Genomic DNA, 21,227 nt, shown 5'->3' with positions numbered 1-21,227 from the left:
GGGAGTTCGCCATGACCACGCAGCAGGCACCGGGCCTCGAACAGATCCGCGACGCGTGGAACGCGGTCGCCGACGGGTTCGACCGGTTCGTCACCCCGGAGAGCATGGTTCTCGGCCGGGAGGTGGTGCTCCGTCTCGGGCTGCGCCCCGGCACCCGACTGCTCGACGTGGGGGCCGGCAGCGGGGCCCTGACCATCCCGGCGGCCCGGATCGGCGCCGACGTCGTCGCGACCGACCTCGCCCCGGCCATGATCGAACGCCTCACCGCGCGGGCGCTCGCCGAGGGGCTGTCCTCCGTGCGCGGCCGGATCATGGACGGCAACGCCCTCGATCTGGACGACGACACCTTCGACGTCGCGGCCTCGGTGAACGGCGTATCGGTGTTCCCCGACATGGAGCGCGGCCTCGCCGAGCTGGTGCGGGTCACCCGACCCGGGGGGCGGGTGGTGATCGCCGCGTTCGGTCCGCTCCCGACGGTCGAGTTCATCGTGTTCTGCGCCGGCGCGGTCCGCGCCGCGGTACCGGGTGCCATGCCGCTGCCGACCGACCCGCCGCCGCTGCCGTTCCAGGCGGCGCATCCCGACGTGCTGCGCGAGCGGATGGTCGACGCGGGCCTGCGCGAGATCCGGATCGACCCGTTCACCTGGGAGTCGGCGTTCGACTCCGCGCGCCATCTCTGGGACACCTTCACCGCCAGCCACCCCATCGGCGCGCAGACGGCCGCCGCCCTCGACGACGGGCAGCAGGCCGAGGTCGTCCGCGTACTCGAGGGAACGCTTCGCGAGCGATCCGCAGGAGCCCCGGGGGCAGTACTCAGCGCCCAGGTCAACATCGGCACCGGAACCGTGTGTTGAGTCCGGCGACACAGAACGCACAGCAGGAGGTGGATCATGGACATGGGAAGCACGACGAGCGGCACCGCTGCGGGAGCCGGCGGGCGGTTCGATACGGCACGGCGGCGCCTGCGCGCGGCTGCCGGATGGGCGGGCATCCTCGGCTCCGCCGGTTTCGTCCTGGTCTCGGCGGCCCTGGGCCTGGCCCGGCCGGGTTACGACGCCGTGGCCGAGCCGGTGGTCGCGCTGGCCGAGGGTCCGACCGGCTGGGTGCAGCGCGTGAACCTGGTCGCGCTCGGCGTCCTCGTGGCTGTCTGGGCGGCCGGGCTGCACCGGGGCATCCGCCCGACCCGCTGGGGATCCGCCGGACCGATCCTGATGGGGGTCAGTGCCGTCGGTCCCGTACTGGCCGGGGTGACCGGCCCGGCCCCGCCCCACTTCCTGCTGGTGTTCGTCGGGGCCGTCGCCGGCTTCGTGGTCCTGTCCCGCAGGATGGCGGCCGACCCGGCTTGGCGCGCCTGGGCGACCCCGTTGCTGGTGCTGGCCGTCGCCATCGCGGTCGTCGTCCCGCTCCACTCATTGCTCGCGTTGCCTGCCGGGGCACCGCTGCACCCGTGGTGGGGTCTGCTCAACTGGGCGGCGGTCGTGCTGTGGCTGTCGGGAGTCGGCACACTCGGGGCCGGTCTGCTCGGGTCCTCCCGCCGGGTGTGATGCGCTCGGCTACTTCGACGAGCCGCATCCGGCCCGGGCGCTGAGCTGCTATGCGGGGCAGACGGTCGGACAGCAGCGCGAGGGCGACGGCGGCCGGATCGCCCTCGCCCTGGATCAGCGCTGTACGTCGTGGACCAGCTTCAGGATCCCGTTCGAGCAGCTCTCCGATTCCCGCGGCGCCAGCATGTGCTTGTCCCGGTCCGCCCGGCCGAACAGGCTCTTCCCGCTACCGAGAAGCACGGGAAAGGCGAGCAGGTCGTACCGGTCGATCAGACTCGCGTCGGACAGCCGCCGAGCCAGCTCGGCGCTCTCGTGGATGAAGATCGCGCCGCCGTCGCCATCGCTGAGCGCGGCATCAGCACGACCGTCCCGCCAGCCTGGTGCACCGACTGGAGGAACCAGATCGGCGCGGCGTGGTAGGCCGGGCCGCTGGGGAGGTAGACCGTGGCGAGCCGGTCGCGTGCAGGCTGGGGGCGTCGCCCGGGCGCGTCACCGGGCGAGCGGTCTTCACCTCCGAGGAGGCCACCGGGATCGCCGACGCCGACGGGCGCGCCCCGATCGTGCTGATCCCGCCCGAGACCAGCCCGGAGGACGTGCCCGGGCCGGCCGTGGCCGCCGGGATCGTCACCGCTACCCGGCGGGTTGGTCAGCCATGCGGCCGTGGTGGCGCCGGGCTGGGGGCTGCCCGCCGTGGTTGCAGCGGCTCGAGCGGTGGGCTCGCCCGGGCGGCGCCTCCGCCTACCAGGGCGTCGGGCGGGCGGAGCGGGTCCAGGTCGGACCCTCCCCCGCCGCCGGCCGCTCCTCGACGCGGCCGCGGTGGCGCCTGCGGTGTCCGGTCCTCCCGACAGACCCCCCGCCGTCCGACCCCGACGAGGACGGGGCAGCCGGGCCCGGCTGCCCGGGTGTCAGCTCGACCGTGACGCACACCTCCGGTCCCGCACGTTCGGCGGTGGTGGGTCCGAGGACCCGCAGCAACCGCAGCATGGCCGAGTTGACGGCCAGCACGTCGGCGGTGAAGCGGGTGACCCCCTCGTCGACGGCGCGCTCGCCGAGCCGCCGCAGCAGGGCCGCGCCCAGGCCGCGGCCCTGCCACTCGTCGGACACGGTCACCGCCACGTCGGCCTCGTCGGGGTCGGTCCGGGAACGGACGTACCGCGCGACGCCGACGCCCGTCTCCGCGCCGAGACCACCGATGGTGGCGACGATGGCCTCGTGGTCGTGATGGTCCACCCGGGTCAGGAACTCCACCTGCCCGGGCGCGAGCCCGGGCAGCGGGGAGTGGAACCGGCGCAACCGCGACTCCGCGCTCAGCCGCTCGAAGCCCTCCACGAGGAGCGCGGCGTCCTCGGGACGCACGGCGCGCAGGGTCACGGCACGACCGGCCGCCAGCACGGTCCGGCGCTCCTCGTCCGGCGTGGTCCGCCGCAACATCACCATGTACCCGGCGTACCCGCACCGCCCTGCGGGAACCACCTGCGCACGCTGTGGCCCACTTTGCTCCAGGCCCCGGCCTCACGGTCGTCATTGTTCGTGGCTGGTGTCGATCGAGAACGACGTCCGGCAGATAGCTCTTGTTGCTGGATCAGGCTGGTGGAGACGAGGGGAATCGAACCCCTAACCCCCGCCTTGCAAAGGCGGTGCTCTGCCAATTGAGCTACGTCCCCGTGTCGAGCAGGACGGTACCCGCTCAGCAGGAGCGGGGCGGGGCCGGGCTCAGCGGTTGGTGGCCTCGTGCCAGAGGTCGCTCTCCGCACGGGCACCACGGATCTTCGAGAAGACCACCGCGCCGGCGGCGAGTGCGACGACGACCGTGAGCAACTTCTTCATCGAGGATCACGTCCTGTGGTGTGGGCCGGCGGGTCGAGGAGTGGGCCTAGGTGGATTTGAACCACCGACCTCGTCGTTATCAGCGACGCGCTCTAACCAACTGAGCTATAGGCCCCTGCGGCGGACACGAGGCTACCCCAGCGTCTCCGAGCGCCCGCAACCGGATACCTCCTGCGAGGGCGGGCTCAGTCGCGCTCGGACAGGGTGACCTCGATACCGCCCACGAGATCCGCCGACACGTTGTAGACGAACGCCGCGATGGTGACGGCCACTGCGAACAGCAGGCTGTTGACCGCACCGATGACGGCCGCGAGCCCGAACACACGACCCGCGCTGATGAGCGGCGCCGTCCCGGTCTGGGCCTGTCCGGACACCAGGTCGGCGTAGGTGCCGTTGAGGCGGTCCCAGACCCCGACCCCATCGAGGACACCGAAGATGACCCCCACCGCCACCAGCCACACGAAGAACAGCACCACCGCCAGCACCAGAGCCAGCTTGAGCACCGACCACGGGTCGAGCCGGCGCAACTGCAGCGCGGCCTGGCGCGGCGGGCGGTTGCGGGTGGTGCGCACCGGCGACCAGCCACCGGTCTCCGAGCCCGGCTCCGCGGTGGACCGCGACAGCACGGGCGGTTGCAGGAACGCCGTGGGACCGTCCCCGAGAGCTCCGCCGACCTGCTGAGCGGGACCGGGACGACGGTCCTGGGAGGTGTCCCGGCCCGGGATACGCCGCCACGGCGGCGGGGTGGCGGCGTCGGGTCCCGGTCCGGGGACCGGCCCGGGCGCGGGCGACGGGCCGTCGGAGCGGGACACGGGCCGGAACGTCTGCTCGGCCGACGCTCCGGACGAGACCCGCATCTGCGCCGTCGGCGCGTCGGGCAGGCCCGCAGCTGCACGGCCCCCGGGGGCCGGCGGCGACTCGTCCTCGGACCGCGGGGTGGGTGACGGAGCAGGTGCGGCAGGTGCGGCAGGTGCGGCGTCGGACGACTCACCTGCCGGACCGGACCCGTTGGATGGGCCGGACCCGTCGGCCGCAGCCGCGTGGGCCGGACCGCTCGCCGCGGAACCCGCCGGAGCCGGACCCGGAGGAACCTGGCCACCGGACGCCGGGTTCCCCTCGGTGGCCGCCTGGCCGGCCGCAGCAGCCTGCTCGTCCGTCGCCACCGTGGTGCGACGGTCCGGCTGCTCCTCCGGCGTCATCGTCTCGTCGGTCACATCCACTCCTCTGGCGGCGATCCCCCCGGCCCGCGCGCGGGATGGGCGGTGCACGGGGATCAGCCCGTCCCGCCGGTGAGGTCGGGGTTGTCGGCGTCGTCCTCGGCATTACGGGCCACGGCCAGCAGCGTGGCGCTGTCGCCGAGGTTCATGAGGCGGACCCCCTTCGTCTGCCGCCCCGCCTTGCGCACCTCGCGGGCCGACGTCCGGATCACCCCTCCGGTCGAGGTGATCGCGTACAGCTCGTCGTCGATCCCGACGATGAGCGCGCCCACCAGGGTGCCACGCCTGCGGTCGTACTGAAGGGTCAGCACGCCCTTGCCGCCGCGGCCCTGCACCGGGTAGTCCTCGATCGGGGTGCGCTTGGCGTACCCGCCGGCCGTGGCGACCAGCACGAACGTGCCGTCCTGGACGACGGCGAGCGACAGCAGCCGATCGCCGGCGTTGAACCGCATCCCCAGCACCCCGGACGTGGCGCGGCCCATCGGGCGCAGCACCTCGTCGCTCGCGGTGAACCGGATCGACTGGCCCTCCGCCGACACCAGGAGCAGGTCGTCGGCGGCGGAGCACAGCACCGCGCCGACGAGCTCGTCGTCCTCGCGCAGGTTGATGCCGATCAGACCGCCCGTGCGCGGCGAGTCGAAGTCGGTGAGCCTGGACTTCTTCACCAGGCCGGTGCGCGTGGCGAGCACCAGGTAGGGCGCGACCTCGTAGTGCTTGATCTGCATGACCTGGGCGATGTGCTCGTCGGGCTGCAGCGCCAGCAGGTTGGCCACGTGCTGGCCGCGCGCGCTGCGGTTGGCCTCGGGCAGCTCGTAGCCCTTGAGCCGGTAGACCCGGCCCTTGGTCGTGAAGAAGAGCATCCAGTCGTGCGTGGAGCACACGAAGAAGTGGGCGACGATGTCGTCCTGCTTGAGCGCTGCACCCTGCACGCCCTTGCCGCCGCGCTTCTGCGCCCGGTACAGGTCGGTCTTGGTGCGCTTCGCGTACCCGGTCTGTGTGATCGTGACGACGATGTCCTCGACCGCGATGAGGTCCTCGTTGGTGACGTCGCCGTCGTCGGCCACGATGTCCGTGCGCCGCTCGTCGCCGTGCTTCTCGACGATCTCGGTGAGCTCGTCGCGCACGATCTGCCGCTGCCGCTCGGGGCGGTCGAGGATGTCCTGCAGGTCGGCGATGGTGCGCTCGATCTCGGCCAGCTCGTCGATGATCTTCTGGCGCTCCAGTGCCGCGAGCCGCCGCAGCTGCAGGTCCAGGATGGCCTGCGCCTGTAGCTCGTCGACGTCGAGCAGCTCGATCAACCCGGCCCGCGCGATCTCGACGGTCTGCGACGCCCGGATCAGGGCGATGACCTCGTCGAGCGCGTCGAGGGCCTTGACGTAGCCGCGCAGGATGTGGGCCCGCTCCTCGGCCTTGCGCAGCCGGTAGCGGGTGCGCCGGACGATGACCTCGATCTGGTGCCGGATGTAGTGCCGCACCATCTGGTCCAGGCGCAGGGTGCGCGGCACACCGTCGACGATCGAGAGCATGTTGACGCCGAACGCGTACTGCAGCTGGGTGTGCTTGTAGAGATTGTTGAGCACGACCTTGGCGACGGCGTCCCGCTTGAGCGTGATGACGATCCGCATGCCGATACGGTCGGAGCTCTCGTCGTTGATCTCGGCGATGCCGGCCAGCTTGCCGTCGCGGTGCTGGGTGGCGATCGACTCGATCAGGTTGTCCGGGTTGACCTGGTAGGGCAGCTCGGTGCAGACGAGGATGGTGCGCCCCTTGGCGTCCTCCTCGACCTCGACCACCGCGCGCATCCGGACCGAGCCGCGGCCGGTGCGGTAGGCCGACTCGATGCCGTCGCGACCGACGATCAGGCCGGCCGTCGGGAAGTCGGGGCCCTTGATGTGGCCCATCAGCGCGGTGAGGGTGTCCTCCTCGGAGGCGTCCCAGTTGTCCAGTGCCCACACCACGCCGGCACCGACCTCGCGCAGGTTGTGCGGCGGGATGTTGGTGGCCATGCCGACCGCGATGCCGGAACTGCCGTTGATCAGCAGGTTGGGCACCCGCGACGGCAGGACGTCGGGCTCCTGGCTCTTGCCGTCGTAGTTGTCGGAGAACCCGACGGTGTCTTCCTCGATGTCCTGCAGCATCGCCATCGCCAGGGGCGAGAGGCGGCACTCCGTGTTGTGGCTGACGAACCCGTCGGTGACGAAGGCGTGGTCGACGGTGTCGACCCGCAAGCTGTACACAGCTTCCGACCCCGCCGGAACGACGGAGTCGACACGCACCCACGAGAACGCATCGACGCCGGGCGAATCGGGCACCAATCGCGCCGGATCCACCGGCTCGCACACAGGCTGCGGGGTCGGCACACAGGTTCCGCCCTGTGTGTGAGCCTCGGAAGGTGTCTGCGAGCCGGTGGACGCGATCACGTCGCCGGGGACGAGTTCCTCGGCGAGCTTCCACAGCAGGGTCGGGAGCCCGGCCACCGTCGCGTTGGTGAGCAGCGGGTGGTTGGCCGTGCAGCGCAGCTCGCGGCCGCCGGCGCGGACGGCCAGCACCTCGTGTGTGCCCGAGTGGTGCACCGCCGTGGCCCGGACCGGCACGCCGTGCAGGCCGATCACCTTGAGATCGACCTCGACGGTCGAGTCCGGGACCTGGCCGGGCACGAACGCGTCGATCCGGACGTCACCGTCGGGTGTGGCGACCGCCGTGTCGCCGGTGACGCAGTACCGCATGGCCGCGGCCGGGTCGTTGCCGCGCGAGCCGAAGTTGCCCTGCCCGTCGATCAGCGGATAGCGCATCGACCAGGGCTGGGCCAGCCGCACGAGCGCGTCGTAGATCGACGAGTCGCCGTGCGGGTGGTAGTTGCCCATCACCTCGCCGACGACGCGCGCGCACTTGACGTAGCTGCGGTCGGGGCGGAAGCCGTTCTCCCCCATCGAGTACAGGACGCGTCGGTGCACCGGCTTGAGGCCGTCCTCGACCAGCGGCAGCGCCCGACCGACGATCACGCTCATCGCGTAGTCGATGTAGGAGCGCTGCATCTCCTGCTGGATGTCGACCGGCTCCATGCGGTCGCCTCCACCGGAGGCCGGGGGCAGCGTGGGGTCCAAGGTGTCTGTCACTGTCGTTCCTTCCGCGGTTCTCGGACTAGACGTCCAAGAAGCGCACGTCCTTGGCGTTGCGGGTGATGAACGACCGGCGCGACTCGACGTCCTCGCCCATCAGTACCGAGAACAGCTCGTCGGCGGTGGCGGCGTCGTCGAGGGTGACCCGCAGCAGGACCCGGTGAGCCGGGTCCATCGTGGTCTCCCACAGCTCCTTGGCGTTCATCTCGCCGAGGCCCTTGTAGCGCTGGATGCCCTCGTCCTTGGGCACCTTCTTGCCCGCCTCGCGGCCGGCCTCGAGCAGGCCCTGCAGCTCGCGGTCGGAGTAGGCGAACTCCGGCTCCGCTCCCCGGCCACCCCACTTGATCTTGTAGAGCGGCGGCTGGGCGAGGAAGACGTGCCCGTGCTCGACGAGCGGGCGCATGAAGCGGAACAGCAGCGTGAGCAGCAGGGTGCGGATGTGCTGGCCGTCGACGTCGGCGTCGGCCATCAGCACGACCTTGTGGTAGCGCAGCTTGGCGAGGTCGAACTCGTCGTGGATGCCGGTGCCCAGCGCGGTGATGATCGCCTGGACCTCGGTGTTCTTGAGGACCCGGTCGATCCGCGCCTTCTCGACATTGATGATCTTCCCGCGGATCGGCAGGATCGCCTGGAACATCGAGTCGCGGCCGGACTTGGCCGAGCCGCCCGCCGAGTCGCCCTCGACGATGTAGACCTCGGACCTGACCGGGTCGGTGGAGCGGCAGTCGGCGAGCTTACCCGGCAGGCCGCCGATGTCGGTGGCGCTCTTGCGGCGCACCAGCTCGCGGGCCTTGCGCGCCGCCGCGCGGGCCTGCGCCGACTGCACCGCCTTGTTGAGGATGACCCGGGCCTCGGTGGGGTTGCGCTCGAGCCAGTCGGAGATCCACTCGTTGCTCACGCGCTGCACGAACGACTTGACCTCGGTGTTGCCGAGCTTGGTCTTGGTCTGCCCCTCGAACTGGGGCTCCTTGACCTTCACCGACACGATCGCGGCCAGGCCCTCGCGGATGTCGTCACCGGTCAGCGCCGGGTCCTTGTCCTTGAGCAGCTTCTTGTCGCGCGCGTACTTGTTGATCGTGGACGTCAGCGCGGAGCGGAAGCCCTCCTCGTGGGTGCCGCCCTCGTGGGTGTTGATCGTGTTGGCGAACGTGTAGACCGACTCGGTGTAGCCGTTGTTCCACTGCATCGCCACCTCCAGCGCGTGCCCGTCGGCCTCGCCGGAGTAGGACACCAGCTTCTTGTGGATCGGGTCCTTCGACTTGTTCAGGTGCGCGACGAAGTCCTCGAGCCCGTTGGGGTAGCAGTAGCTGAACTCCTTCACCTTCGCCACGTAGCCCTCGGCGTCGGGTTCCTCCGCCTCGGAGGTGGTGCCGTTGCGCTCGTCGCGCAGGACCATGGTGAGGCCCTTGTTGAGGAAGGCCATCTCCTGCAGACGCCGGCTGATCGTCTCGATCTTGTAGTCGAGGGTCTCGAAGATGTCGCCGTCGGCCCAGAACGTGACCGAGGTGCCGCTGCGCGTGGTCTGCTCCCCCTTGCGCAGCGGGCCGGGCACCGAACGCGCGTAGTGCTGGCGGTAGACGTGGCCCTCGGTGTGGATCTCGACGTCGAGCGCCACCGACAGCGCGTTGACGACGGACACGCCGACGCCGTGCAGCCCGCCGGAGACGGCGTAGGAGTCGCTGTCGAACTTGCCACCCGCGTGCAGCACGGTCATGACGACCTCGACGGCGGGCTTCTTCTCGACCGGGTGCATGCCGATCGGGATGCCGCGCCCGTCGTCGACGACCCGCACCCCGCCGTCGTCCTGCAGCGTGACCTCGACGCGCGTGGCGTAGCCGGCCATCGCCTCGTCGACCGCGTTGTCCACGACCTCCTGGATCAGGTGGTGCAGCCCGCGCTCACCGGTGGACCCGATGTACATGCCGGGGCGCTTGCGGACGGCCTCCAGTCCTTCGAGAACCGTGATCGACGATGCGCTGTAACCGTTCTTCTGCTCCGGCACGGGCCGCCTGTCTCCTCGCTCGCGTAGCCGGCCCGCGGGGAGATCGGGCCGGAACTCGTCGCCGGGAGCAACAGAGAGGCCCCCGAGAACACCTCTCCATACTACCGGGGCGGTCCGACAGAACGGCGGCTAGGACCCGCCCAGAAGCGTCACAGAACGCCGAACAGTCATCGGTTCGAGTCCGGCGGCGCGCACGGGGGATGAGAACCGCCAGCGGCGCCATCATCTCGCCCTGAGTTGCCTCAGGCGCGTTCCGGCTGGTCAGCATCGATGCGCGCGAACCTCAACCGTAGGTGTCGCGCGGCCCGCGGCCCCGGACGGTGCGCGGGCCGTGCCGCCAGCTCGGACCGCTCGGCCCGACCACCCGGATGCGGCGGACCACGTCCTTGCCCACGGCCCCGGCCAGGCGCACCAGCAGCTGGCGCTGCAGCGTGCGCAGCTGCGTCGCCCACGCCGTCGACTCGGCCTGCAGCACCAGCTCGCCGTCACGCAGCGAGACGGGCGTGCAGTGGTCGGCGATGTCCGACCCGACGAGCTGCGGCCAGCGACCCAGCACCGTCGCGTCGGTCAGGCGGGGTGACCAGCCCCGGTCCAGCGCCACCCGCGAGACGACGCGCCCGAACGGCTGCGGGTCCCGGTCGTCGGGTCCCGGGCCGGACCAGCGTCGGCGCCGTCCCCGACCCGAGGCCTGTCGCTTCCCCGGCACGGCGCGCTCGGCCGACCTGCGTTCGGCCGAGGACTCCCGCGCGGCACGCAGCGCCTCGCGGGCGATGTCCGATCCACGACCGGCGGTCGGTGTCGCCTCATCCCCAGGGCTGGGGACAACCGCCCGGGATCCGGGCGCGGCGGGCGGTCCGCCAGGGGCGACGGACGGTCGCGCGCGCCGTTCGTCACCATCCTGTGCCGAGTTATCCACAGTATCCACAACCTTGTCCACACCTGAGCGAGATCACTGCCGTGCCCCTGACGAGCCGGTTCGCGTCGAGTGCGCCACCGATCCGCCGCTCACCGCGAGGCGCGTGCCCGCGAGACCCTCGGGTACGTCCTCGTCGACCGCGGCCGTGATCAACACCTGTTCCGCGCGCCGGGCGACGTCGGCGAGCGCGCGCCTGCGGCGGGTGTCGAGCTCGGCGAAGACGTCGTCGAGGATCAGGACCGGCTCGACGTCGTCGGCGCACAGCAGACGGTAGGAGGCCAGCCTCAGCGACAGGGCGATGGCCCAGGACTCCCCGTGGCTTGCGTAGCCCTTCGCCGGGCCCGGTCCGAGCATCAGGTCGAGATCGTCACGGTGCGGCCCGACCAGGCAGACACCGCGCTCCACCTCCTGGCGCCGCACCCGGGCGAGCTCGTCGAGCAGCAGCGGCTCCAGCTCCGCCGCATTCGTTGCAGGAAGGCCACCGTCATGCCGTGTCGTTGCGTGAAGGTGGCCTTCCTGCAACGCGACGGAGGAGCGGTACCGCAGGGCGATCGGGTCCGACGTCGGGGCCACCTCGGCGAAGGCCTCCGCGGCCGGGCCGGCGATCGCCGCCACCAGTTCCAGGCGGCCGGCCAGCAGGGCGGCTCCGGTGCGGGCGAGGTGGCCGTCCCAGACGTCGAGGGTGGAGAGGTCGGCCCGGCCGCCCCGCGCGGTCTTGAGCAGTGCGGAGCGTTGCCGGAGCACCCGGTCGTAGTCCGAGCGGACGCCCGCGTAGCGGGGGTGGCGGATGGTCAGCAGCTCGTCGAGGAAACGGCGGCGCTCGCCGGGGTCGCCGCGCACCAGCGCGAGGTCCTCGGGCGCGAACAGCACCGTGCGCAGGATGCCGAGCACGTCGCGCGGGCGCGACACCGGCGCCCGGTTCACCCGTGCGCGGTTCGCCCGCCCCGCGGTGATCTCCAGCTCGACGTGCAGCTCGCGTCCGTGGTGCACCACCGCCCCACGGACGACGGCGCGCTCGGCGCCGCGGCGGATCAGCGGGGCATCGGAGGCGACCCGGTGCGAACCGAGCGTGGCGAGGTAGCCCGCGGCCTCGACGAGGTTGGTCTTGCCGACCCCGTTCGGCCCGACCAGCACGGTGGCGCCGGGTTCCAGGTCGAGCTCGGCCTGCTCCCAGGACCGGAAGTCGGTGACGGCCAGGTGTCGCAGGTGCACTACCCGGCTCCCGTGCTCGCCGCTCCCGCGGACGCGCGCCGCCGACGGAGGGCGCGGGCGGCGAGCGGGACCGGAGGGGACCTGACCACGGTCAGCCGTGCGTGGAGCCGGTGCCCGAGGTGGGTCCGGCGTGCTCCCCGGGCGCTCCCGCCGGTCCGGCCGCACGCACGGCGTGCCCGCCGAACTGCTGGCGCAGCGCCGCCACCGCGCGCATCGCCGGTGAGGACTCCTGGCGCGAGGAGAACCGCGCGAACAGGGCCGCGGAGATCACCGGGAGCGGCACGGCATGCGTGATCGCCTCCTCGATCGTCCAGCGACCCTCGCCGGAGTCGTCCACGTAGTCGTCGAGCTTGGCCAGGGAGGCGTCGTCCTTCAGCGCGAGCACCAGCAGGTCGAGCAGCCACGAGCGCACCACGGTGCCGCGCGACCACGCCTGCAGCACGGCGGGCACGTCGGTGACGAGCTCGGCCGCGGACAGCAGCTCGAAGCCCTCCGCGTAGGCCTGCATCAGGCCGTACTCGATACCGTTGTGGACCATCTTCGAGAAGTGGCCCGCGCCGACGGGACCGGCGTGCGCGAACCCCTCCTCGCGCGGACCCTCGGGCCGCAGCGCGTCGAAGATCGGCATGGCCAGCGCGACGTGCTCGGCCGATCCGCCCGCCATCAGGCCGTAGCCGTTGTCCTTGCCCCAGATGCCGCCGGAGACACCGCAGTCGAGGTAGCCGATCCCCTTCGCGTCGAGCAGGGCGGCGTTGGGGGCGTCGTCGGTGTAGCGGGAGTTGCCGCCGTCGATCACCAGGTCGCCTGCTGAGAGCACGTCGGCCAGTGCGCGCACGGTGCCGCGGGTCGGCTCGCCGGAGGGGACCATCACCCACACGACGCGCGGCGCGGCGAGCGCCGCGGCCAGCGCGGCCAGCGAGTCGACGTCGGTGACCTCCGGGCGCGGGTCGAAACCGACCACCTCGTGGCCGGCCGCGCGCAACCGCTCGCGCATGTTGCCGCCCATCTTGCCCAGACCGATGAGTCCGAGTTGCACGGTGTCGCTCTCCTGAGGGTGTCGGGTGTCGCCGTGCGCCGGGCCGCTAGCCGGGAAGCCGGACGGGCATCAGCAGGTGCAGGTAGCCGGGGACCGGTTCGGGGCTTCCGGGAGCGTCGTCACCGGCGTCGGCCGGCGGCGCCGGGACGGGCCGGACCAGGGCGGGGCGGTTGGGCGTGGTGAACGTCAGCTGGGCGCGGTCGGTGTGCAGCGCGCCGAGCGAGTCGAGCAGGTAACCGGGGTTGAACGCGATCGTGAGCGGCGCCCCGTCGAGCTCGCAGGGCAGCTCCTCCTCCGCGCTGCCGACGTCGTCACCGCCGGCGGCGAGCCGCAGCCCGTCGTCGCCGAACTCCATGCGCACCTGCGCCACCCGGTCGGTGACCAGCGCGACTCGCTTGATCGCCTCCACGAGCCCGGCGACCTCGATCACCGCGGCGCTGGTGTGTTCGGCCGGGATCAGCTGCCTGAACCGGGGGAACTCCGCGTCGAGCAGCCGCGTGGTGGCCCGCCTGCCCGCTCCGGTGATGCCGAGCATCCCGTCGCCGGCGGACAGCGAGATCTCCACGGTGCCCGCACCCGCGAGCGACTTGGCGACGTCGGAGAGCGTCTTGGCCGGGATCAGCACGGCGGTCGAGGTCTCGGTCAGGTCCTCGCCCGGGGTCCAGTCCAGCTCGCGGACGGCGAGCCGGAACCGGTCGGTGGCCGCGAGCGTGAGCCGCGCCCCCTCGATCTCCAGGCGGATGCCGGTGAGCATCGGCAGCGTGTCGTCCCGCCCCGCGGCCACGGCGACCTGGGCCACGGCCTCGGCCAGCACACCGCCCGCGACCGTGCCGGCGAGCTGCGGCATCGCCGGAAGCTGCGGGTAGTCCTCGACCGGCATCGTCGGGAGGCTGAACCGGCTGCTGCCGCAGTTGATCGTGGCCCGCGACCCGTCGACGACGAGATCGACCGGCTTGGACGGCAGCGCCCGCGTGATGTCGGCCAGCAGCCGCCCGGACACCAGCACCCGTCCGGGATCGCCGATCGTGGCGTCCAGCTCGACCCGTGCGGAGGTCTCGTAGTCGAAACCCGACACCGTGAGCCGGTCCCCCTCGGCCCCGGACGTCGCCTCGATCAGCACGCCACCGAGCACGGGCACCGGCGGGCGGGCCGGCAGGCTGCGCGCCACCCAGGCGGCCGCATCGGCCAGGACGTCGCGTTCGACCCGGAACTTCATGACGGGGACCTCTCGCGGGCGGTGGACGGGTGGCATCGGCGTGGACCGAGCGGAGCGCCGGGGCCGGTCCCGACACCGCAGCGCCGGGAGGACCACCGTAGAGCCTGCCGGACGCGGGTGTCATCCCGGCCGTGGGGCCCGTTCGGGAGTACCCGGACGGGCCGGTCCACACGGTTGTTCTTCTTGTAGTTCATGAAGAAGAGATATCCAGCAGTAGTACTCACACCTGTGTGTTGTGTGGACCGAGCCCGTCGTCGCTGGTGGCGCGGTGTGGCTGGCTGTGGATCCCGTATCGGGACGGCCGGTGGGTGGCCGGCGCGGTCGGTGGATGGATCCGCGCGGGTCGAAGCTGTCCCCGGGATGAACACCGGTTGTCCACCGATCCACGGCGATCCGTCCACCGGTCATCGCCCGTCCATCCACAGAGTTGTCCCCAGATGTGGGTGGAAGCGTGGTCACGCGAGGACGGAGGGCTACCGGATCGGGCCGACAGTCGCGTTCGCGGAGGCCGGGGAACTCACAGTGTTCCCGCACGGCACATGGTTCAGAACGCTGCGTGATGGCCGGGGTTACGGCACGATCATGGGTCGCCGTCGGGCGGGCGCCCAGCGCGAGTGCGGCGACGCCGAACGGTCGCGGCGGGCGTTCGGCGATCGGTGGAGCGGGTGTCCGCGGCGGCGGGATGGTGCGCCGGCGGGGGCAGCCCACGATGCCCCGGGCGAGCGGGTGCCGACCGGCCGGTCGCGTCGACACGGCCGGTGCGCAGCGGGGGGCGGGCCTCAGTGCCGGGCGCGCTGCTTGATGCGCGCGGTGAGCTCCTGCACCTGCTCGAAGGTCTTGCGACGCTGGGCGATCTCGTTGCGGATCTTCTTGTCGGCGTGCATGACGGTGGTGTGGTCGCGGCCGCCGAAGGTCTGCCCGATGCGCGGCAGGGACAGGTCGGTGAGCTCGCGGCACAGGTACATCGCGATCTGCCGCGACTGCGCCAGCGCCTTGGTCTTCCCCGGCCCGCACAACTCGTCCATCGTGACCCCGAAGAACTCCGCGGTGACACCCATGATCGTCGACGCGGTGATCTCCGAGGCCCCGGAGTCGGGGATGAGGTCGCGCAGCACGATCTCGGCGAGCTGGGTGTCCACGGGCTGGCGGTTCAGTGACGCGAACGCCGTGACCCGGATCAGCGCGCCCTCCAGCTCGCGGATGTTGCGCTCGATGCGCTCGGCGATGAACTCCAGCACGTCGTCGGGCACGGCCAGGCGGTCCTGCGCGGCCTTCTTCCGCAGGATCGCGATGCGGGTCTCCAGCTCGGGCGGCTGGATGTCGGTGATCAGGCCCCACTCGAACCGGGTGCGCATCCGGTCCTCGAGGGTCTCCAGGCGCTTGGGCGGCCGGTCGGAGGACACGACGATCTGCTTGTTCGCGTTGTGCAGGGTGTTGAAGGTGTGGAAGAACTCCTCCTGGGTGCCCTCCTTGCCCTCCAGGAACTGGATGTCGTCCACCAGCAGCACGTCGACGTCGCGGTAGCGGCGCTGGAAGGCCACCTTGCGGTCGTCGCGCAGCGAGTTGATGAAGTCGTTGGTGAACTCCTCGGTGCTCACGTAGCGCACGCGCATGCCGGGGAACAGCCGCTGCGCGTAGTGGCCGACGGCGTGCAGCAGGTGCGTCTTGCCCAGCCCGGAGTCGCCCCAGATGAACAGCGGGTTGTACGCCCGTGCCGGCTGCTCGGCCACGGCGACGGCCGCCGCGTGGCTGAACCGGTTGGACGCCCCGATGACGAAGGTGTCGAAGATGTACTTCTCGTTGAGTCGCGACTGGGAGCGTGGTGTCACCACCTGCTCGCCGGCGGGGGCGACCGAGTAGGTCGGCCACACGTCGGCGCGGCCCTCGCCCATCCGCCCGTCGGGCATCCGCCCGTCGGAGTGACGGGAGTCGGAGTGGTGCGAGTCGGACTGGTGCGAGTCGGCCGGGCGGGTGTCGGCCAGGCGGGTGTCGGCCAGGCGGGTGTCGGTGGTGAACGGGGCGTCGCCGGGGGACGCGGGTGCCGTGCCGTCGGGCGGGGCCTCGGCGTGCGGGAGGGCCCCGGTGCTGCCGTCGGGGTGGGACTCGGGGTCCGGCCGGTCGAGGTGACCGCGGTCGCGGTGGGCGGCTCCGTTCGACGCGCGGCCGGGCGGGTCGGGGACCTCGGTACCCCCGGAGGCCGCGGACGCGTCCACGACTACCGCGAGGTTCACCGTGACGCCGAGATGCCGTCCGAGCGCGTCGCTGATCGGCTGCCGTAGCACCCGCTCGATCGCGTTCTTGGCGAACTCGCTCGGTGCGGCGAGCAGGGCCGTGCCGTCGATGAGGCCGAGGGGCCGGGTGAGGCGGAGGAAGGCGCGCTGCTGGGAGGAGAGGGCCTGGGTGGCGTTGGGGCCTCCCGCCGCGCCGGACAGATCGGCGATGACCCGGTTCCAGACCTGCCCGAGGTCGCCTGGCTGATCGCCCACCGGGCCCCCTTCCGGTTCTCGATCGCGACGCGTGCCTGCCTGGCGGGAGCGTCATCCCCAGACTTGTCCACACCTGTGCGCAGGACGGTACGCGGGCCGGCAGGAGTGAGCTCCCGCGGGCCCGAGGTCCCCGATGCGGTGCGACCGATCCCCCCGGATCGAACTGTGAGGGGGCACGCTAACAACACAGCCCGGCTGTCACAAGACGGCTGATCGGCGCGACGTGCATGTGGGTGATGCGGACGGGCCCGGGGCGGTTTGACCCTCCTCGAACCGGCTGCGTACCCTGGCCTGCAGAAGTGCTGCATGTTGCGCAGCGTCTGCAGCACCATCGTTCCCGACACAACAGTGGACGGCGGGTCGTGTCCTCCGGATCCCCGGGGGACCCCGCGCCGTCGAGCAGGAGAGCCGACCGTGAGCAAGCGCACCTTCCAGCCGAACAACCGCCGCCGCGCGCGTACGCACGGTTTCCGGCTGCGTATGCGCACCCGGGCCGGCCGCGCGATCCTCGCCGCCCGCCGTGGCAAGGGCCGCGAGCGGCTCTCGGCCTGATCCGGCCCTGCCGGTGCTCCCGGCCGGCTCGCGGTTGACGAGGTCGGACGAGTTCGCGTCCGTCATCCGACGGGGCAGCCGGGGCGGACGGCACCGGATGGTCGTACATCTGCAGATCATGGGACCGAGTACAGACGCCGACGCGGGTCCCCGAGCGGGCCTCGTCGTGAGCAAGGCCGTCGGAGGTGCTGTGGTCCGCCATCGGGTGGCCCGCCGACTCCGGCACCTCCTGGCGTCCCGGATGACCGGGCTCCCGGCCGGAGCCCGGGTGGTGGTCCGCGCGCTGCCCCCCGCGGCCACGGCCACGTCGGCCGAACTCGGTATCGATCTCGACGCCGGTCTGCGTGGCGCGCTGCGCAAGGTCCCCGGCGGTGTCCGATGACGGCCTCGCGCGCCGCCCGTCCGCTGATCGCCCTGCTGCGCGGCTACCAGACCTACGTCTCCCCCGCGTTCCCCCCGGTGTGCCGCTTCTACCCCACCTGCAGCAGCTACGCCGTCGAGGCGCTGCAGGCCCACGGAGCACTGCGCGGCACCTGGCTCACGCTCCGGCGCCTGCTCAAGTGCGCGCCGTGGCACCCTGGCGGTATCGACCCGGTTCCGGCCCGTCCGGCCTCGAACCACCACGAGGAGCAGGCGCCGTGCTGAACTTCATCTACTACCCGGTCTCCTTCATCCTCTGGGCCTGGCACAAGGTCTTCGGATTCCTGCTTGGCCCGGACAACGGGATCGCGTGGGCGCTGTCGGTGCTCTTCCTCGTCTTCACCCTGCGCGCGATCCTGTACAAGCCGTTCGTCAGCCAGGTGCGGTCGATGCGCAAGATGCAGGAGTTCCAACCCGAGATCGCGAAGCTGCGCAAGAAGTACGCGAACGACCGGCAGAAGCAGGCCGAGGAGATGCAGAAGCTCCAGAAGGAGCACGGCGTCAATCCGCTGGCCGGCTGCCTCCCGGTGCTGGTGCAGGTACCGGTGTTCATCGGCCTGTTCCAGGTGCTGCGCAACTTCAGCTACTTCAACGCCGACGGCTCGATCCGCACGCAGAACTACTTCTTCGGCCAGGAGGAGGTCCGCTCCTTCATCGCCGCCGACTTCTTCGGCGCGAAGCTGGGGGCCTGGCCACTGCAGGGCGACGAAGTCCTGCGTGCCGACGGTACGTCGCTGACCCAGATGCTGATCGTGATGATCCCGCTCATGATCGCGGCGGGCATCTTCACCCACATCACGGCGCGTCACTCGGTCGCCCGCCAGACCGCGGCGCAGGGCGAGAACCCGCAGACCGCGATCATGAACAAGCTGATGCTCTACGTCTTCCCGATCGGCGTCGTCGTCGGTGCGCCGTTCCTTCCGCTGGCCGTGCTCCTGTACTGGGTCGCGAACAACCTGTGGACGCTCGGCCAGCAGTACGTCGTCTACAAGCGCATCGACGTCGAGGAGACCGCGAAGCGCGATCAGGCGACGGCCAGCCGCCAGGCGCTCGCTCCCCGGCCCGGCCAGAAGCCGGTCCGGCCGGAGACCACGGCGCCGGACCCGGCCGCGAAGACCCCCGGTGCGAAGCCGGTGCTCCGCAAGGGCAAGGGCGGTGCCCAGAGCACCTCGAACGGCGCGTCGCCGAACGGCAAGGCCGGCCCGTCGAGCAACGGCACGACCAACAACGGCACGACCAGCAACGGCTCCGGCAGCACGGGTGCGGCTGCCACCAACGGTGGCGCCCCCGCGCAGGGCGACAAGGTCGCCGGCGGTGCGCCGGTCCGGCGCGGCGGCGGCTCCCGGCCCCCGGCGCGGCGTGGCCGCAAGCGCCGCTGACCCACCGACCACTCGCGACCGCCTCCGCGTCGGCGGTCGCTGCGGCGGCGTCCCGGACCCCCGGGCGTCGCCGGCCATCTCGGAGAGGAGACGCATCCGTGCCCAAGACTGCGCAGGACGGCACCACCCAGGCGGCGGACGCCGCCCCGGCGATCACCGCAGAGGACCAGCTCGTCCGTGAGGGCGACATCGCAGGCGACTACCTGGAGCGTCTGCTCGACGTGCTCGACTTCGACGGCGACATCGATCTCGACGTCGAGGCCGGCCGGGCGATCGTCAGCATCGACGGCGGCGAGGACCTGAAGAAGCTGGTCGGCGACCGTGGCGCCGTGCTGGAGGCGCTGCAGGAACTCACCCGGCTCGCGGTGCAGCAGGAGTCGGGCAACCGCAGCAGGCTGATGCTCGACATCGCGGGCTGGCGCCAGGCCCGGCGTGACGAGCTCTCCGAGCTCGGCACGCGCACGGCCAACGACGTGCTCGAGTCGGGCGAGTCGGTCCGCCTGCGGCCGATGACGCCGTTCGAGCGCAAGGTCGTGCACGATGCCGTCACCCGCGTGAAGGGCGTGTCCAGCGAGAGCGAGGGCGAGGAGCCGCGGCGGCAGGTCGTCGTCTTCCGGAATGGGTGACGGCGCGGCGGAGCGGCTGTTCGGCGATCGGCTCCCGCTCGCGGAGCGGTACGTCGAGCACCTCGTCACCACCGGGGTGGAGCGTGGGCTGATCGGTCCGCGTGAGGCGCCGCGGGTGTGGGAGCGACACGTCCTGAACTGTGCGGTCGTCGCCGAACTGGTGCCGGACAGCGCCCGACTGGTGGACGTGGGTTCGGGTGCCGGGCTCCCCGGGATACCGTTGGCGCTGGCCCGGCCCGATCTCCAGGTCGCCCTCGTCGAGCCGCTGGCCCGGCGGGTGGAGTGGTTGGACGAGGTCGTCGCCGATCTCGGGCTGTCCATCGCGGTGGATCGGGGCCGGGTCGAGGAGACCGCCGTGCGGCGGCGATGGGAGGGTGCCGACGTGGTGACCGCCCGTGCCGTCGCACCGCTGGCCCGGCTGGCGGGGTGGGCGCTTCCGGTGCTCCGTACGGGTGGAAGTCTGCTCGCCGTGAAAGGTGCGGGCGCTTCGGCCGAAATCGCCCGCGATGCGGCGGCGGTTCGTAAGCTGGGCGGCGGTGATCCGAGGATCGAGCAGTGCGGGGCCGGGGCGGTCGATCCACTCACCACCGTCGTCGTGGTGGAACGCGTGCGAGGTGCCGGACGACCGGTACGGCGGAACGTACGATGATCGCCGAGGAGGGGTCGTGGGGCGGGACCGAGGCTACGAACTCACCATCCAGCGCAGCACCGTCGAGCAGGTCGACGACGAGCGCCGGCGAGGAGGTGTCGTGACGGAGCAGTTTGTTTCACGTGAAACGCCGGAGTGGACCCCGATCGCGGAGGAGGCCGAACGCGCGGCTCGGGTACTGCACCCGGATCGTCACGGCATGCCGAGGCCGGTCCACCGCCGGGTACTGACGGTCGCCAACCAGAAGGGCGGCGTCGGCAAGACCACCAGCACGGTCAACCTCGCCGCGGCACTGGCGATGCACAGCGTGCGGGTGCTGGTCATCGACCTCGACCCGCAGGGGAACGCGTCCACCGCGCTCGGCGTCGAGCACCGGCTCGGCACGCCGTCGGTGTACGAGGCACTGCTCGGAGAGATCGACCTGGCCGACGCGGCCGTGGCCAGCAGTGCATCCCCCAATCTCCTCTGCGTCCCCGCCACCATCGACCTGGCCGGCGCCGAGATCGAGCTCGTCAGCATGGTGGCGCGTGAGGGGCGGCTGAAGCAGGCCCTCTCCCCCGAGTCCCTCGACGCCCTCGACGTCGACTACGTCTTCATCGACTGCCCGCCCTCGCTCGGCCTGCTCACCGTCAACGCCCTGGTCGCCGCGGACGAGGTCCTGATCCCGATCCAGTGTGAGTACTACGCACTGGAGGGGCTGGGGCAGCTGCTCAGCAACATCGATCTCGTGCGCTCCCACCTCAACACGGACCTGCATGTGTCCACGATCCTGCTGACGATGTACGACGGTCGCACCAAGCTCGCCGACCAGGTCACGAGCGAGGTCCGGAGCCACTTCGGGCCGACCGCGCTGCGAACGGTGATCCCGCGCAGCGTCAAGGTGTCCGAGGCGCCGGGCTACAGCCAGACGGTGCTGGCCTACGACCCCGGATCCCGTGGGGCGATGAGCTACGTCGACGCGGCGCGCGAGATCGCCGACCGCGGCGCGAGCGGCCGCATCCGGATCGACGGGCGGTGACCGCGGTG

19 protein-coding genes, 2 tRNA genes and 1 pseudogene are annotated in these 21,227 nt (G+C 71.7%); 9 read left to right on the top strand and 13 right to left on the bottom strand.

The annotated features are described in order from the left end of the window. The first annotated feature begins 11 nt into the window (after positions 1-11). The gene (locus tag Q1K26_RS15870) at positions 12-854 is read left to right on the top strand and encodes a methyltransferase domain-containing protein (protein ID WP_300012803.1); all 843 of its coding nucleotides are present in this window, start codon (positions 12-14) and stop codon (positions 852-854) included. A gap of 36 nt (positions 855-890) precedes the next feature. After that, positions 891-1,544: a DUF998 domain-containing protein gene (locus Q1K26_RS15865; protein ID WP_300012800.1), complete on the top strand. Its 654-nt coding sequence runs from the start codon at positions 891-893 to the stop codon at positions 1,542-1,544. 114 nt (positions 1,545-1,658) lie between these two features. Here Q1K26_RS15865 and Q1K26_RS15860 read toward each other — a convergent pair whose 3' ends face one another. From Q1K26_RS15860 to dnaA, 13 genes and pseudogenes are all read right to left on the bottom strand, one after another. Then, positions 1,659-1,844 (bottom strand): dihydrofolate reductase family protein, encoded by a 186-nt coding sequence (locus Q1K26_RS15860; RefSeq protein WP_300012914.1) that lies wholly within the window; start codon positions 1,842-1,844, stop codon positions 1,659-1,661. Between the two features lie 438 nt (positions 1,845-2,282). Then, on the bottom strand, positions 2,283-3,017 hold the full coding sequence (locus Q1K26_RS15855; RefSeq protein ID WP_300012798.1) for a GNAT family N-acetyltransferase: 735 nt from the start codon (positions 3,015-3,017) through the stop codon (positions 2,283-2,285). A gap of 115 nt (positions 3,018-3,132) precedes the next feature. Beyond that, positions 3,133-3,208 (bottom strand) — tRNA-Ala (locus tag Q1K26_RS15850). 49 nt (positions 3,209-3,257) lie between these two features. Beyond that, the gene (locus Q1K26_RS15845) at positions 3,258-3,371 is read right to left on the bottom strand and encodes a DLW-39 family protein (protein WP_300012795.1); all 114 of its coding nucleotides are present in this window, start codon (positions 3,369-3,371) and stop codon (positions 3,258-3,260) included. A gap of 41 nt (positions 3,372-3,412) precedes the next feature. After that, positions 3,413-3,486, bottom strand: a tRNA-Ile gene (locus Q1K26_RS15840). A 70-nt stretch (positions 3,487-3,556) separates the two neighbouring features. Continuing rightward, entirely contained in the window at positions 3,557-4,183 is a 627-nt protein-coding gene (locus tag Q1K26_RS15835) for a DUF3566 domain-containing protein (RefSeq protein WP_300012792.1), read from the bottom strand. Positions 4,184-4,644: 461 nt separating this feature from the next. Next, entirely contained in the window at positions 4,645-7,692 is a 3,048-nt protein-coding gene (gene gyrA / locus Q1K26_RS15830; protein WP_300012912.1) for a DNA gyrase subunit A, read from the bottom strand. A gap of 37 nt (positions 7,693-7,729) precedes the next feature. Next, on the bottom strand, positions 7,730-9,709 hold the full coding sequence (gene gyrB, locus Q1K26_RS15825) for a DNA topoisomerase (ATP-hydrolyzing) subunit B (RefSeq protein WP_300012789.1): 1,980 nt from the start codon (positions 9,707-9,709) through the stop codon (positions 7,730-7,732). A 283-nt stretch (positions 9,710-9,992) separates the two neighbouring features. Continuing rightward, positions 9,993-10,415, bottom strand: coding sequence for a DciA family protein (locus Q1K26_RS15820; protein ID WP_363320482.1), 423 nt, complete (start codon positions 10,413-10,415; stop codon positions 9,993-9,995). Between the two features lie 243 nt (positions 10,416-10,658). Further along, a complete protein-coding gene (recF, locus tag Q1K26_RS15815; RefSeq protein ID WP_300012786.1) occupies positions 10,659-11,837 on the bottom strand; it encodes a DNA replication/repair protein RecF in 1,179 nt (392 codons plus the stop codon). A 91-nt stretch (positions 11,838-11,928) separates the two neighbouring features. Further along, positions 11,929-12,879: pseudogene (gnd, locus tag Q1K26_RS15810) on the bottom strand (phosphogluconate dehydrogenase (NAD(+)-dependent, decarboxylating)); the annotation flags it as partial. A 40-nt stretch (positions 12,880-12,919) separates the two neighbouring features. Further along, positions 12,920-14,089: a DNA polymerase III subunit beta gene (gene dnaN, locus Q1K26_RS15805; RefSeq protein WP_300012783.1), complete on the bottom strand. Its 1,170-nt coding sequence runs from the start codon at positions 14,087-14,089 to the stop codon at positions 12,920-12,922. Between the two features lie 779 nt (positions 14,090-14,868). Next, positions 14,869-16,575 carry a chromosomal replication initiator protein DnaA gene (dnaA, locus tag Q1K26_RS15800; protein ID WP_300012780.1) on the bottom strand — a complete coding sequence of 569 codons (1,707 nt, stop codon included), beginning with the start codon at positions 16,573-16,575 and terminating at the stop codon, positions 14,869-14,871. A 414-nt stretch (positions 16,576-16,989) separates the two neighbouring features. On the opposite strand from dnaA, the gene rpmH reads away from it, so the two are divergent. The 7 genes from rpmH (at position 16,990) to Q1K26_RS15765 (ending at position 21,219) form a co-directional block, all read left to right on the top strand. Next, on the top strand, positions 16,990-17,127 hold the full coding sequence (gene rpmH, locus Q1K26_RS15795; RefSeq protein WP_300012777.1) for a 50S ribosomal protein L34: 138 nt from the start codon (positions 16,990-16,992) through the stop codon (positions 17,125-17,127). A 13-nt stretch (positions 17,128-17,140) separates the two neighbouring features. Then, positions 17,141-17,509, top strand: coding sequence for a ribonuclease P protein component (gene rnpA, locus Q1K26_RS15790; RefSeq protein ID WP_300012774.1), 369 nt, complete (start codon positions 17,141-17,143; stop codon positions 17,507-17,509). Beyond that, entirely contained in the window at positions 17,506-17,772 is a 267-nt protein-coding gene (gene yidD, locus Q1K26_RS15785; RefSeq protein WP_300012771.1) for a membrane protein insertion efficiency factor YidD, read from the top strand. Before rnpA ends, yidD begins: the two co-directional genes overlap by 4 nt. Next, the gene (yidC, locus tag Q1K26_RS15780) at positions 17,766-18,926 is read left to right on the top strand and encodes a membrane protein insertase YidC (RefSeq protein WP_300012768.1); all 1,161 of its coding nucleotides are present in this window, start codon (positions 17,766-17,768) and stop codon (positions 18,924-18,926) included. Before yidD ends, yidC begins: the two co-directional genes overlap by 7 nt. 152 nt (positions 18,927-19,078) lie before the next feature. After that, complete coding sequence (locus Q1K26_RS15775) at positions 19,079-19,552, top strand: R3H domain-containing nucleic acid-binding protein (RefSeq protein WP_300012906.1); 474 nt, start codon at positions 19,079-19,081, stop codon at positions 19,550-19,552. Then, positions 19,545-20,201: a 16S rRNA (guanine(527)-N(7))-methyltransferase RsmG gene (gene rsmG / locus Q1K26_RS15770; protein WP_300012765.1), complete on the top strand. Its 657-nt coding sequence runs from the start codon at positions 19,545-19,547 to the stop codon at positions 20,199-20,201. The genes Q1K26_RS15775 and rsmG overlap by 8 nt, the downstream gene beginning before the upstream one ends. A gap of 100 nt (positions 20,202-20,301) precedes the next feature. Further along, positions 20,302-21,219 (top strand): ParA family protein, encoded by a 918-nt coding sequence (locus Q1K26_RS15765; protein WP_300012903.1) that lies wholly within the window; start codon positions 20,302-20,304, stop codon positions 21,217-21,219. Positions 21,220-21,227 lie beyond the last annotated feature (8 nt).

The organism is Pseudonocardia sp., from assembly GCF_029263155.1.
Taxonomy (GTDB): domain Bacteria; phylum Actinomycetota; class Actinomycetes; order Mycobacteriales; family Pseudonocardiaceae; genus Pseudonocardia.
The sequence above is the reverse complement of the archived record's forward strand: the minus strand, read 5'-3'. Positions and strand labels throughout refer to the sequence as shown.